The sequence below is a fragment of the Streptomyces sp. NBC_00989 genome (assembly GCF_045162655.1).
Classification (GTDB): Bacteria; Actinomycetota; Actinomycetes; order Streptomycetales; family Streptomycetaceae; genus Streptomyces.
Genome location: NZ_CP108728.1, coordinates 10,196,712 through 10,208,840, shown reverse-complemented (window position 1 = coordinate 10,208,840; position 12,129 = coordinate 10,196,712). Strand labels below are relative to the sequence as shown.

Sequence of the window (12,129 nt, the reverse complement as noted above, 5' to 3'; positions counted from 1 at the left end):
GCCATGCCTTTCATGAGGGGTCACATGTACCGGCCGCCGGTCACCTCGACCACGGCTCCGGTGACGTAGCTCGCCATGTCGGAGGCGAGGAAGAGAACGACCTGGGCGACCTCGGCGGGTTCGCCCGCGCGTCCCAGGGGAATCTCGGCGAGCTTCGCGTCCCACGCGGCCGGCGGCATCGCCTCGGTCATCGCGGTGCGGATCAGGCCCGGCTGTACGGCGTTGACGCGGATGCCGGCCTTGGCGAGTTCCTTGGCGGAGGCCTTGGTCAGGCCGACGAGTCCGGCCTTGGCGGCGCTGTAGTTCGTCTGGCCGAAGTTGCCGACCTTGCCGGCGATCGACGAGATGTTGACGATGCTGCCGCCGTGTCCGTGCGCGCGCATCGCCTCGGCGGCGTACCGCGTGCCGTTCCAGGCGCCGGTCAGGTGGACGTCGACGACCGCCCGGAAGTCGGACAGGGCCATCTTGCGCAGGGTCGCGTCGCGGGTGATCCCGGCGTTGTTGACCATGACGCCTACGGGTCCGAAGGTCTCGGCGCAGTGGGCGACCAGGGCGGCGACCTCGTCCTCGTCGGTGACGTCGCAGCGCAGCGAGGTGGCGGCCACCCCGTTCTTGGCGAGGCGTTCGGCGGCTTCCGCCGCGGCGTCCTCGTTGATGTCGCCGAGGACGACGGACGCGCCCGCGGCGCCGAGCACGCCGGCGATCTCGAAGCCGATGCCCTGTGCGCCGCCGGTGATCACCGCGTTGCGGCCGTCCAGCAGTCCCATGTCAGCCCGCCCTTGGCTCGACGCCGTCCCCCACTATTCCTTCTAAATAGATAACCTATTATGCTGAAACAATCAATACAGCGATCGGCTGGGCGAGCGAGGCCGGGCGAGGAGAGCACACGGGTGGACATCAGCTATCCCGCGGAGACCGAGACGTTCCGCAGCGAGGTCAAAGAGTTCCTCGCCGAGGCGCTGCCGCCGGACTGGCAGGGCATCGGCGCCCTCGACGAGGAGGCCGCCTGGTCCTTCGCCCGGGACTGGCGGCGCCTGCTCGCCGAGCACCGCTGCCTCTCCCTCACCTGGCCCGAGCGGTACGGCGGCCGTGGCCTGTCCAAGCTCCACCAGGTGGTCCTGATGGAGGAACTGGCCCTGGCCGGCGTGCCGTTCGGGCTGCCGCAGGACACCTTCGGCGTGAAGATGCTGGCGAACACGCTGCTGCGCTGGGGCACGGACGAGCAGCGGAGCCACTTCCTGCCGCGGATCCTCAGCGGCGAGGACACCTGGTGCCAGGGGTACTCGGAGCCCGACGCGGGCTCGGACCTGGCCTCGCTGACGACGCGTGCCGTCCGCGACGGCGACGAGTGGGTGATCGACGGGCAGAAGGTGTGGACGTCCGGCGCCCACCACAGCGACTGGATCTTCGTCCTGGCCCGCACGGACCGTACCGCCCCCAAGCACCGCGGCATCTCTTTCCTCCTCGTCCCGCTGGACCAACCCGGCGTCGAGGTCCGGCCGTTCCGCATGATGAGCGGCCAACTCCACTTCAACGAGGTCTTCTTCAACGGCGCCCGCACCCGCGCCGACCTCGTCGTGGGCGGCGTCGACAACGGCTGGACCGTCGCCCAGAGCCTGTTGGGCGTGGAGCGCGGTGAGGAGGCGGCCACCAACCCGATCCTGTTCCGGGCCGAGGTGGAACGCCTGGTGGAACTGGCCCGCCTGTACGGCAGGGACCAGGATCCGGTCATCCGGCAGCGGATCGCCTGGTGCTGGTCGAAGGTCGAGATCATGCGCTATCTCGGCTACCGGATCCTCACCGGCTGGCTCAAGGGCGCGGAGCCGGGTCCCGAGTCGTCGATCGCCAAGCTGTACTGGAGCGAGTACCACACCAAGGTCACCGATCTGGCGATGGACATCATGGGCCTGCACGCTCAAGTGCCGGTCGGACGGCCGCCGTTGCGCACCTACCGCACGGACGACCCCGGCGCCGCGAACTCCTCGGCGTCCTGGTCGACGACGTACCTGATCGCCCGCTCCGGGACGATCTACGCGGGCACCTCGCAGGTGCAGCGGAACATCCTCGCGGAGAAGGTACTGGGGCTGCCGCGCGAGCCGAGGCTCACGAACCCGTAGGCCCCTCGAAGGCGTCGAGTTCGGGGACCGGTCGCGGCCCGGTCCCCGGGCGCCAGCCCGCGTCGAGCTTGCGCAGGCCCACGCCGTCCGGTGCCCAGATGTGGCAGCTGTTCAGTACCCCGGCCGTGGCGCGCGGGCCGTTCGCGGGCTCGCCGGCGTCGCGGCGGCGCGCGTTGGCCGACATGGCCGCCTGCACCACGGCGGGGCCGAGCACCCGGGCCAGTTCGTAGAGGTGGGAGCAGCCCAGGACGCCGCGGAACCGCTCCTGGATCGCCCGGTTGTATCCGGCGGCGACGCAGAGGCCGACCAGGCTGTCGAAGACCGGGGTGATGAACGGGCATTCGGCGTGCGGGAACGTCAGCATGTCCGCGTCGGCGGCCACGATGGTCATGTCCGCGAGACGGACCCGCACCGCCAGCACCATCCGGTGGATGTCGGCGATCGCCGGCTCGGCCCACGGCCGCTCGTCCCGCAGTTCCGCCTCGACCGAGATCTCCTCGCCGCCGGGTTCCTGGTGGGCGGTGACGGTGATGGTCCGGCGGTGCAGCGGGAGTTCGGCGCGGCTCACGACGAGGCCTCCGCCGGCTCCGGCGCGTTCTCGCCCAGCCCGGCGAACTCCGGTTGTCGGCGTTCGATGAAGCTGCGCACGCCCTCGCGGTAGTCCGGGGCGCGTTTCGCCGTGGCCAGCAGCGCGGCGGCGGTGTCGCGGCTCTCGGTGAAGCTTCTCGCCTGGTCGTCGGCGAGCTGCCGCTTGATGAGGGACATCGCGTACGGGCTGGCCGAGCGGGCGAGTTCCGTCGCGTACGCGAGGGCCGCCGGGAGCAGTTCCTCCGGCTCGACGAGACGGTTGACCAGGCCCATCGCATGCGCCTCCGCTCCGGTGATCCGGCGTGAGGACAGCAGCAGGTCGCTCGCGTTGCCGTAGCCGACGAGCCGGGGCAGGAGCCACGAGACGCCGTCCTCGGCCACCAGGCCGCGCGCGCTGAACGCGGCGGCGAACTTGGCGCCCGGCACGGCGAACCGTACGTCGCACATGAGCGCCTGGTTGAAGCCGATGCCGGCGCAGGCGCCGTTGACGGCGGCCACCAGGGGCTTGGGGAACGACATGGGCCGGGTGCGCGGTGGCAGCCGGTCGGTCGGCCACGGGCGTGCGCCGGAGGACGCGCCGTCCAGCACGCTCATGTCCATGCCGGGGCAGAAGCTGCGTCCCGCGCCGGTGAGGACGACGGCCCGTACCGCCGGGTCCGCCTCGGCGCGGTCGAACAGCTCGTTGTAGAGCAGCTCCATCTCCAGCGTCCAGGCGTTGTGCCGTTCGGGCCGGTTCAGGGTGAGCAGCATGACCCCGTCGCCGGTCAGCTCACTGAGGATCACCGGGGCCACATGCTCGTTCATCGAGGTCACTCCCAGAGCCCGCGTTGGCTTTATAGCTAGATGAATCATCTATATACCCAACCATGGCCCGGGCACCAGATCGGACCCCGCCGAGGAAAGATCGTCCGGACCTTGACCTGGTACCCTCGATGCACTAAGACGATTCATTTTGCTATATGGAGGAGCCCGCCGTGGCCGAGGCAGCCCGCGCAGAAACGCCGATCGTGCCCGTCCCCACGCGTGCCCGCGTCGGACGTCAGGTGCGTGTCCCAAAGACCGCCGAGCTGGTCGCCGCGGAGCTGCGCCGCCAGATCGTGCGGGGCGAGCTGAAGCCGGGTGACGCCCTGCCGCCGGAGTCGGGGCTGATGGAGCAGTTCGGCATCTCGCGGCCGACGCTGCGCGAGGCGTTCCGCGTCCTGGAGTCGGAGTCGCTGATCACGGTGCGGCGCGGTGCGCACGGCGGTGCCCGGGTGAGCGCGCCGGACTCCGATGTCGCGGCCCGCTTCGCCGGCCTGATCCTCGAGTACCGCGGCGCCACCCTGGGCGACGTCTACCGCGCGGCGGCCGTCATCGAGCCGCCGTGCGTGCGCCAACTGGCCGCCAAGCACACGCCGGACGACATCAAGCGACTGCGTGCCGCGGTGGCGGCCGAGAAGACCGTCCTGGACGACCCGCTGAGCCTGGTCGACGCCCAGGACACCTTCCATGCGCTACTGGTCGAGCTGACCGGCAACCAGACGCTGATCCTCCTGTGCGGCATGCTGCGCAACATCATCGACCGGGCCAACGCCTCGTACACCGCGGCCGCCACCGACGCCGCGACCCAGAAGGCGCAGGCCCTGAAGGGGCACCGGGCCCATGTGCGCCTGGTCGGCCTGATCGAGTCCGGCAAGGCGGACGAGGCCGAGAAGCTGTGGCAGCGCCACATCAGCGGCGCCGACGACGTGGTGAACGGGGCCGGCCCCAAGACGGTGCTCGAACTCATCGACTGACCGGGCGGATCGAGGATCACCGAGCCGTTCTCACCCTCACCCCTTGCGTCTCCGAAATAGTTAGATAATTATAGGAGGCGTACTGAATAGATCTGGGGTCCGGAGGCGACGGCCATGGCCGAACAGCGCAAGCGAATCTTCGACTGCGACCAGCACATGTACGAGGAACGGGACTCCTTCACCCGCTACCTCCCGAAGGAGTTCCTCGGCCAGGCAGTGGCCCCGGTGACGCTCCCGGACGGCCGTGAGGTCATCCTCGCCGGGGACCGGATCGTGGTCTGCCTGGAACCGGAGTTCGGGCAGGTCTACCGGCCCGGCTCGCTCAAGGAGATGCTCAAGGCGATGGCCTCGGGCAACCCCGACGAGACGTACCAGTTCGAGCCGATGCACGAGTCGTACCAGAACCGCGAGGCCCGGCTGCGCGTCATGGACGAGCAGGGCCTGGACCAGACGATCATCTACCCGGGCGGCTGGGCACTGGTCGCCGAGGAGTACGTACAGGGCGTCGAGCCGCTGTACGCCAACTACCACTCGTTCAACCGCTATATGAACGAGGTGTGGGGCTTCAACCACCAGGACCGCATCTACTCCCCCGCGCTGCTGTCGCTGCGCGACCTGGACAGCGCGGTCAAGGAACTGGAGTACGTCCTGGACAAGGGCGCCCGGTTCATCATGCTGCCGACCGGGCCGCAGTACGGCCGCTCACCGGGCGACCCGTACTTCGACCCGTTCTGGAAACTGGTCAACGAGGCCAAGGCCAGCGTCTGCTACCACATCAGCGAGTTCTACTACAACTCGAACGTCGCCCCGGCCTGGGGTCACGACGCGAGCCCGATCCACTTCCGGATGTCGGCCTGGCAGTGGATGAACACCTACGGCCAGCGCCCGATCGAGGAGACGCTGTCCGCGCTGATCTTCGACAACCTCTTCGGGCGCTTCCCCGACATCAATGTCCTCGTCTCGGAGTTCGGCGCCGAGTGGGTGCCCCACTTCGTCCGGCACATGGACAAGAGCCGCGGCATGGGCCGCAACGGCCCCTGGATCGGCGGGCAGTTGGCGGAGCGCCCCAGTCAGGTGTTCCGCAAGCACATCCGTGTGGTGCCCTATCCGGAGGACGACATCCCGAGCCTGGTCAAGCGGCTCGGCTACCACGAGTCGATCGTGATGGGCTCGGACTTCCCGCACGCGGAGGGCATCGCCAACCCGGCCGACTACCGCAAGCTCCTCGCCGAGCTGGACGAGTCGGTCCAGGACGACATCATGTACAACAACGCCCAGCAGCTGATCAGCCGTTGAGCACATGACGCTCCAACAGGACGGGCCCGGTACCGATTTCGGTACCGGGCCCGTTCCCGTTCGACGGTGGCTCAGACGAGGTCGGCCGCGAGGTTCGCGATGTCGGTGAGCAGCGCCGTGCCCCGCCGGGAGTGGTCGTAGCCGGCCAGGGGGTAGCCGTTGCTCAGACAGGCGAAGGACAGACCCGACTCCGGGTCCATGAAGCCGAGTTGGTAGGCGGCTCCCGCGCTGCCGAAGAGCGACGGCGAGCCGGTGGACGGGAGTTGGCTGCCGGCGTCCGGACCGGCCACCGTCACGAACAGGCCCATGCTGGTCCGCCGGCTGCCGCCGCCCCCGTAGATCTGCTCCCCGTACGGAAGTTGGGTCAGCCGGATCCGGGTGCCCTCCGTCACCGCCTCCGGCTTCCACAGGCCCGAGTGCTCCAGTGCCTGGAAGTAGAGGGCCACGTCGGCGGCGGTGGCGACCAGGGCGTGGCTGGGTTCACCGGCCGCCAGGACGCGGGGGTCGGCGAGGTACCAGGGTCCCCAGGGGTCGGGTTGCTGGGCCTCGTCGGTGCGGTCGGTGGCGGTCATCGGGGCGACGGTGCCGGGCTGTCGGTCGACCGGGACGCCGAGGTCGATCGAAGTGAGGCCCAGCGGCCGGGTGATCCGCTCGTGGAGGTAGTCGGCGAAGGGCAGCCCCGTGCGCCGCTCGACGATCTCGGCGATCAGCCAGGCGGCGGCCGTGAGATGGAACTGGAAGCGGGTGCCGGGCGGGGTGTCGAGCCGCCAGCGCCCGAAGGCGGCGAGCCGTTGCTCGCGGTCCAGCATCTTCGGATATCCGAGGGGCGCGAAGGGGAAGCCGGCGGTGTGCGTGAGCACCTGCTCGACGGTCACCGCCTCCTTCCCGTTCGGCGCGAACTCCGGGATGATCGCGGCGACTTGCTCGTCCAGGTGCAGGAGTCCCTCGCCCAGCAGCTTCCACACGACACCGGCGACGATCGACCGGCCGACGGACTGCAGGACGTACCTGGTGTCCGGGCCGGCGTCCCCCCAGGTCTCGAAGGCCACCAGGCGACCGCCGCGGGCGACGGCGACCTGCGCGGACGGCAGCGGCCCGTGCTCGACCTCCAGCCGGATCCGGCGCAGCAGGACGTCCAGCCGGTGCGGGTCCACCCCCACGCTCTCCGGGTCGACGACGGAGTGGTCAGCCATGTGCTCCTCCTTGGCCGGGCTCGCGCAGCAGACGCCGTACGACCTTGCCGTTGGCGTTGCGCGGCAGGTCGTCCACGAACCACCAGCGGACGGGGACCTTGAACCCGGACAGCCGAGCCCGGGAGTGCGCCCTGAGCGAGGCGGGTTCGGGCGGGGCCTCGGGGTCGGCCGGTACGACGAAGGCGACGACGGTCTGGCCGAGCCGTTCGTCGGGTGCGCCCGTGACGGCCACGTCCGTGACGCCGGGGTGCGCGGCCAGGACGGTCTCGACCTCCAGCGGGTGGACGTTCTCGCCGCCCCGGATGATCATGTCGGTGCCCCGGCCGTACAGGTAGAGGTAGCCGTCCTCGGCCACGCGGCCCAAGTCACCGCTGTGCAGCCAGCCTTCGGCGTCGATCCGGAAGAGGTGGTCGGCGCGGGCGTGGATCTCGCCGATGCCGTCCGGTCCGGTGTCCCGCACCCTCAGCTCGACCCCGGGGGCGGGCCGTCCCACGGACCGCAGCAGGTCGGTGCGTCCGGCGATCGCCTCCCGGTGGTCCTCGGGGGTGAGCACGCTGATGGGCGAGCCCTCGGTCTGCCCGAACATGTTGAGCATGCGGACGCCGGGCATCGCCTCGTACGTCCGGCGCAGGGTGCCGGGGCGGACGGGTGCGCCGCCGTACTGGAGGACCCGCAGCGTCTCGTGGTGCGCCTGGCCGGCCGCCAGCAGGGTCTCCAGCATCGCCGGGACCATGCTGGTGTGCGTGGCACCGAGTTCGCGCAGCAGGGCCCAGCCCTCGACGGTGAAGCGGGGCAGGCCGGTGATCAGCGCGCCCGCCGCGAGGGCGACGGCGATGTTGCCGAGGCCGGCGATGTGGTGGAAGGGGGCGCTGCCCCCGTAGAAACTGTCCGGATCGAGCGTGCAGAGGCGGCCGTTGACGCGGGCGCGGGCGGCCAGGCGGCGCTGGGTCATGCGGACGGGTTTGGGGAGGCCTGTCGTGCCGGAGGTGTGCAGGACGGCGGCGAGGTCGTCCGGCTCGGCGGCCAACGGCCTTGTGCTCGGCCGGAGTTCGGGGACGACGACGGCCCGGCGGCCGGACAGCCGGGCGACCTGTTCGCCGAGTTCGGCGAACTCGGTCTGCGCGATGAGGAGTTGAGCCCCGGATGCCTCAACCACGGCCGCGATCTCGTACGGCGTCATCCGGACGCCGAGCGGGGCGAGCGGGTGACCGGATCCGGCGCCGCCGATGACGAGCGCGAGGGCGTCGGCCGAGGTGGCGGCGAGGGCGGGTACCGGGGCGCCGGGGTCGAGGCCGAGGGTGTCCAGCCAGTCGGCGGCGCCGGCCGCCCGGTCGAGGAGTTCGCGTCCGGTCCAGGTGAGGTCCCCGAACCGGACGGCCGGACGGGAGTGGTCGTAGGCGGCGACGACCGTCGCCGTCCAGGTCAACTCCTGCTCGGCGCCCACCGGTTCAGGGCTCCAGGAGGGCCGTCGCGGTTCCGGTGACCACCTCGGCGCCGTCCTGGGTGACGGTACGGAGCGAGAAGTGGGCGACCGGGCCGTCCGGCGTGTCCTCGACCGACTCGACGGTCGCCATGGCGGTCAGGGTGTCGCCGGGCCACACCTGGGCCTTGAAGCGCACCCCGAAGGTCAGCAGCGCCTCGACGCCGACCCAGTCGGTCAGGACGCGTCCCGTCATGCCCATCGTGAGCATCCCGTGGGCGAAGACGCCGGGGTAGCCCGCGACCTCGGAGGCGAACCGCTCGTCGGTGTGCAGCGGGTTGAAGTCGCCGGACGCGCCCGCGTATTGGACGATCCGGGTGCGCTTCAGGTCGTCGACCAGCACGCTCTCGCGGGTCTCACCGACCTTGACGTCGTCGACGCTCAGGCTCATCGGGCGTCCTTCCTGGTCGCGGGGCCCTCGGGTACGACGGCCACGGTGCGGGCGCTGACGACCGGTTCGCCGTCGGCGTCCCGGTACTCGGTGATGCGCTCGCTGAACAGCAGCCGGCCGGTGCGGCCCTGCTTCTCCCAGCCGCGCCCGGTGACGGTGGTGGCGTACAGGGTCTCCCCCGCGCGCACCGGCCGGTGGTACTCGAAGTGCTGCTCGGCGTGCAGCCCGCCGCCGCCTTCGGGCATCACGCCGGGTCCGGTGCCGGACCCGAACCACTCCTCGCCCGGCTTGGGCCGCAGCCGGTAGTCGGGATCGTGATGGGCGCTCGCCATGGTGAAGGTGGGCGGAGCGAGCGCGCTCTCGCCGGCGTAGTCCGGGTTCTCGTCGCCGATGGCCCGGGCGAACATCAGGATGTGCCCGGCCTCGACGGGGAACGGCTGCCCTGTCATCTTCCTTCTCCTCGGTCAGTACGGCAGGAACGCGTCTGTCAGTACGGCAGGAACGCGTCGCGGGTGGCCTCGTCCGGGTCGAAGTCCGGGGGCAGTCCCTCGAACTTGGGCTCCCGTTTCTCCACGAAGCTGGCCACTCCTTCACGGAAGTCCGGCGAGCCCGCGAAGAACTCCATGGCGGAGTACGAACGGGCGAGCGCTTCGGTGAAGGGCCGGTCGAGGTCGCCGTAGACCTGATGGCGTACGACGGCCATGGCGCGCGGTGAGCAGTTGCGGGCGATGTCGCGGGCGTAGGCGCGGGCGGCGTCGAGCAGGTCCTCGGGCTCCACGACCCGGCTGACGAGGCCGAGTTGCTTCGCCTCGTCGGCGTCGAAGACGCGGCCGGACAGGAGGAGGTCGAGGGCGTTCTCCAGTCCGACGACGCGCGGCAGCACGTGCGGGAGGTTGTACTCGCCGGCGAGGCCGCGGCGGGTGAAGGCGGTGGTGAAGCGGGCGCCTCGGGCGGCGAAGCGTACGTCGCAGATCAGGGCCTGGACGAGGCCGATGCCCGCGCAGGCGCCGTTGACGGCCGCGATGAGGGGCTTGGGCATGTTCCGCCTGCTGTACATGGGCACGCGGGCCTGGAGGTTGAGGGACTGGCCGGGCTGCGCGTTCTGCTCCAGGCGCTGGACGTCCATGCCGGGGCAGAACGCGCGGCCTGCGCCGGTGATGATCACGACGCGGACGGCGGGGTCGGTGGCGGCCTCGTCCAGGAGGGCGAAGAAGCGGCGCTCCATGGGGAGGCTCCAGGCGTTCTTGCGCTCGGGCCGGTTGAGGGTGACGGTGGCGACGCCGTCCTCGTCGACCTCGTACAGCACCAGGTCCCGGTCGGGTTCGTCGGGCATCGCGTCACTCCTCGGTCAGCGGTTCGATGGCGTCGATGGGCTGGACGGGCTGGATGGGTTCGCCGACGCCCGCTCGCTCGCCGGAGATCGTCACCACCACCTGCCCCCGGGCGCAGACGATCCCGTCGGTCATCACGTCGACGTCGGCGAAGTGCAGCCGGCGGCCCCGGCGGACGCAGCGCGCGTAGGCGACGGCCTCCCGGCCGCGGGCGGGCGCGAGGTACTGCACCGACATCGAGACGGTGCTGAGCCGGCTCCCCTTCTGGAAGTCGTGCCCGGCGATCACGGCTCCCGCGCCCGCGGTGTCGATGAGCGCGGAGAGCACTCCGCCGTGGAACACGCCTTCGTGGGCGGTGAGTTGCTCGGCGTAGGGAAGGACGACCTCGACGCCGTCGGGGTCCCAGCGGACCATGCGCAGCCGACAGAGGCGGTTGAACGCGACGCCGCGCTCCCAGCGGGCCCGGAACCACTCGCGGCGTTCGCGCTGTTCCTGGTCGGTGAGGGGTCTCGCCGCGACGGTCATCCGCACGCCCTCCGGTCTCGGCCGGTCAGCCGATCCATATAGTTACATGAATTGGATAGTTGAAGCAATCACACAGGGCCCAGTCCGGGCGCCAGATGTATTATTTATATAACTCATTCGATGCCTGTGAACAGAGGGAGACCTCGATGCCGTCGACCGCCCTGGCCGGGATCCGCGTCCTCGACCTGTCCCGCGTCCTCGCGGCACCCCTGGCCACCCAGATGCTGGCCGACCTCGGCGCGGAGGTCATCAAGGTCGAGCGGCCCGGCACCGGCGACGACTCACGGACGTACGGTCCGCCGTTCGCCCCCGGCACGGACACCGCGGCCTTCTACCTCTCCTGCAACCGCAACAAGCGGTCCGTGACGGTCAATCACGCCACCGCCGAGGGGCAGGAGTTGATCCGTTCGCTCGCCGCCCGCTCGGACGTCCTGGTGGAGAACTTCCGCGCGGGGACGCTGGCGAAGTACGGCCTCGACCACGAGAGCCTGCTGGCACTCAACCCGCGTCTGGTCTACCTCTCGGTCACCGGCTTCGGCCAGACCGGCCCGTATGCCGAACGCCCCGGCTACGACGGCATCTTCCAGGCCATGTCCGGGATGATGAGCGTCTCCGGCCACCCCGACGAGCCGATGAAGGTCGGCGTCAGCATGGTCGACATCCTCACCGGCCTGTACGCCTCGACGGCCGTCCTGGCGGCGCTGCGGCACCGGGACGCCACCGGCGAGGGCCAGTTCGTCGACCTCTCCCTGCTGGACTGCGGGCTGGCCTCGCTGTCCCACTTCGCGATGAACTACCTGGTCTCCGGCGAGGCCCCGCGCCGGCGCGGCAACGGCGGCTACGGCGGAATCCCCTCCCAGGCCTTCCACTGCGCGGACAAGCCGCTCTTCCTCGTCGCGGGCAACGACAAGCAGTTCGCCGCGTTCTGTACGGCGGCCGACCGCACCGACCTGCTCCAGGACCCCCGCTTCGCCACGACCTCCGCCCGGATCACCCACCGGGAGGAGATCCTGCCGGTCCTCGAAGGCGTCATGCGGACCCGGACCCGGGACGAGTGGCTGGCCCTTCTGGACGAGCACGACGTGCCGGCGGGCCCGTTCAACGAGATGCCCGAGGTCTTCGCCGATCCCCAGATCAGGCACCGGGGGATGCTGGTCGAGGTCGACGATCCGGTGTCGGGCCGGCTGCCGCTGCTCGCGAATCCGATACGGCTCACGGCGACCCCGGTGGAGGGCTACGCCCCGCCGCCCGCGCTGGGCGAGCACACCACCGAAGTCCTGTGCGGGCTGGCCGGGGTGACGGAGGATCAGCTCGCGGGACTGCGCGCGCGGGGTGTCGTTTAGGTGTGACGTCTCATGAGGTGGCTGAACCCCAGAGTGGCCCAAGGATTTGCCATGGAAATGGACCACAATCCTGGGCTACTTCGCTCCTAG

13 protein-coding genes are annotated in these 12,129 nt (G+C 70.5%); 4 read left to right on the top strand and 9 right to left on the bottom strand.

The genetic code is table 11. The annotated features are described in order from the left end of the window. Window positions 1-20: 20 nt before the first annotated feature. On the bottom strand, window positions 21-767 hold the full coding sequence (gene fabG, locus OG714_RS45965; RefSeq protein WP_406130171.1) for a 3-oxoacyl-ACP reductase FabG: 747 nt from the start codon (window positions 765-767) through the stop codon (window positions 21-23). A 123-nt stretch (window positions 768-890) separates the two neighbouring features. On the opposite strand from fabG, the gene OG714_RS45960 reads away from it, so the two are divergent. Continuing rightward, window positions 891-2,117: an acyl-CoA dehydrogenase family protein gene (locus OG714_RS45960; RefSeq protein ID WP_406130169.1), complete on the top strand. Its 1,227-nt coding sequence runs from the start codon at window positions 891-893 to the stop codon at window positions 2,115-2,117. Here the strand turns inward: OG714_RS45960 and OG714_RS45955 are convergent. Together OG714_RS45955 and OG714_RS45950 are read right to left on the bottom strand one after the other, a co-directional pair. After that, the gene (locus OG714_RS45955; RefSeq protein ID WP_406130167.1) at window positions 2,104-2,685 is read right to left on the bottom strand and encodes a DUF2889 domain-containing protein; all 582 of its coding nucleotides are present in this window, start codon (window positions 2,683-2,685) and stop codon (window positions 2,104-2,106) included. The genes OG714_RS45960 and OG714_RS45955 overlap by 14 nt on opposite strands. Continuing rightward, window positions 2,682-3,509 (bottom strand): enoyl-CoA hydratase-related protein, encoded by an 828-nt coding sequence (locus OG714_RS45950; RefSeq protein WP_406130165.1) that lies wholly within the window; start codon window positions 3,507-3,509, stop codon window positions 2,682-2,684. The genes OG714_RS45955 and OG714_RS45950 overlap by 4 nt, the downstream gene beginning before the upstream one ends. Window positions 3,510-3,679: 170 nt before the next feature. On the opposite strand from OG714_RS45950, the gene OG714_RS45945 reads away from it, so the two are divergent. Both OG714_RS45945 and OG714_RS45940 read left to right on the top strand, forming a co-directional pair. Continuing rightward, window positions 3,680-4,480 (top strand): FadR/GntR family transcriptional regulator, encoded by an 801-nt coding sequence (locus OG714_RS45945; RefSeq protein ID WP_406130164.1) that lies wholly within the window; start codon window positions 3,680-3,682, stop codon window positions 4,478-4,480. Between the two features lie 114 nt (window positions 4,481-4,594). Then, the gene (locus OG714_RS45940; protein WP_329264804.1) at window positions 4,595-5,776 is read left to right on the top strand and encodes an amidohydrolase family protein; all 1,182 of its coding nucleotides are present in this window, start codon (window positions 4,595-4,597) and stop codon (window positions 5,774-5,776) included. A 71-nt stretch (window positions 5,777-5,847) separates the two neighbouring features. Here the strand turns inward: OG714_RS45940 and OG714_RS45935 are convergent, their stop codons facing one another. From OG714_RS45935 to OG714_RS45910, 6 genes are read right to left on the bottom strand one after another with little or no spacing between them, the layout of a single operon-like run. Further along, window positions 5,848-6,969, bottom strand: coding sequence for a serine hydrolase domain-containing protein (locus OG714_RS45935; RefSeq protein WP_406130162.1), 1,122 nt, complete (start codon window positions 6,967-6,969; stop codon window positions 5,848-5,850). Then, entirely contained in the window at window positions 6,962-8,413 is a 1,452-nt protein-coding gene (locus OG714_RS45930; RefSeq protein ID WP_406130160.1) for a class I adenylate-forming enzyme family protein, read from the bottom strand. The genes OG714_RS45935 and OG714_RS45930 overlap by 8 nt, the downstream gene beginning before the upstream one ends. Window positions 8,414-8,417: 4 nt before the next feature. Continuing rightward, entirely contained in the window at window positions 8,418-8,840 is a 423-nt protein-coding gene (locus tag OG714_RS45925) for a MaoC/PaaZ C-terminal domain-containing protein (RefSeq protein ID WP_406130158.1), read from the bottom strand. Continuing rightward, window positions 8,837-9,289 carry a MaoC family dehydratase N-terminal domain-containing protein gene (locus tag OG714_RS45920; RefSeq protein ID WP_406130156.1) on the bottom strand — a complete coding sequence of 151 codons (453 nt, stop codon included), beginning with the start codon at window positions 9,287-9,289 and terminating at the stop codon, window positions 8,837-8,839. Before OG714_RS45920 ends, OG714_RS45925 begins: the two co-directional genes overlap by 4 nt. A gap of 38 nt (window positions 9,290-9,327) precedes the next feature. Next, window positions 9,328-10,173, bottom strand: a complete 846-nt coding sequence (locus OG714_RS45915) for an enoyl-CoA hydratase-related protein (RefSeq protein ID WP_406130154.1) — start codon at window positions 10,171-10,173, stop codon at window positions 9,328-9,330. Between the two features lie 4 nt (window positions 10,174-10,177). After that, window positions 10,178-10,696, bottom strand: a complete 519-nt coding sequence (locus OG714_RS45910; protein ID WP_406130152.1) for a PaaI family thioesterase — start codon at window positions 10,694-10,696, stop codon at window positions 10,178-10,180. Window positions 10,697-10,842: 146 nt separating this feature from the next. Here OG714_RS45910 and OG714_RS45905 point away from each other — a divergent pair, with 146 nt between their 5' ends. Then, window positions 10,843-12,039 carry a CaiB/BaiF CoA transferase family protein gene (locus tag OG714_RS45905; protein WP_406130150.1) on the top strand — a complete coding sequence of 399 codons (1,197 nt, stop codon included), beginning with the start codon at window positions 10,843-10,845 and terminating at the stop codon, window positions 12,037-12,039. The last annotated feature ends 90 nt before the right edge of the window (window positions 12,040-12,129 follow it).

What these genes read in the sequence shown, in the direction of transcription:
- OG714_RS45935 (WP_406130162.1), bottom strand. Translation starts at nt 6,969, where the DNA reads ATGGCTGACCACTCCGTCGTCGACCCGGAGAGCGTGGGGGTGGACCCG.
- OG714_RS45940 (WP_329264804.1), top strand. Translation starts at nt 4,595, where the DNA reads ATGGCCGAACAGCGCAAGCGAATCTTCGACTGCGACCAGCACATGTAC.
- OG714_RS45915 (WP_406130154.1), bottom strand. Translation starts at nt 10,173, where the DNA reads ATGCCCGACGAACCCGACCGGGACCTGGTGCTGTACGAGGTCGACGAG.
- OG714_RS45910 (WP_406130152.1), bottom strand. Translation starts at nt 10,696, where the DNA reads ATGACCGTCGCGGCGAGACCCCTCACCGACCAGGAACAGCGCGAACGC.
- OG714_RS45950 (WP_406130165.1), bottom strand. Translation starts at nt 3,509, where the DNA reads ATGAACGAGCATGTGGCCCCGGTGATCCTCAGTGAGCTGACCGGCGAC.
- OG714_RS45925 (WP_406130158.1), bottom strand. Translation starts at nt 8,840, where the DNA reads ATGAGCCTGAGCGTCGACGACGTCAAGGTCGGTGAGACCCGCGAGAGC.
- OG714_RS45920 (WP_406130156.1), bottom strand. Translation starts at nt 9,289, where the DNA reads ATGACAGGGCAGCCGTTCCCCGTCGAGGCCGGGCACATCCTGATGTTC.
- OG714_RS45905 (WP_406130150.1), top strand. Translation starts at nt 10,843, where the DNA reads ATGCCGTCGACCGCCCTGGCCGGGATCCGCGTCCTCGACCTGTCCCGC.
- fabG (WP_406130171.1), bottom strand. Translation starts at nt 767, where the DNA reads ATGGGACTGCTGGACGGCCGCAACGCGGTGATCACCGGCGGCGCACAG.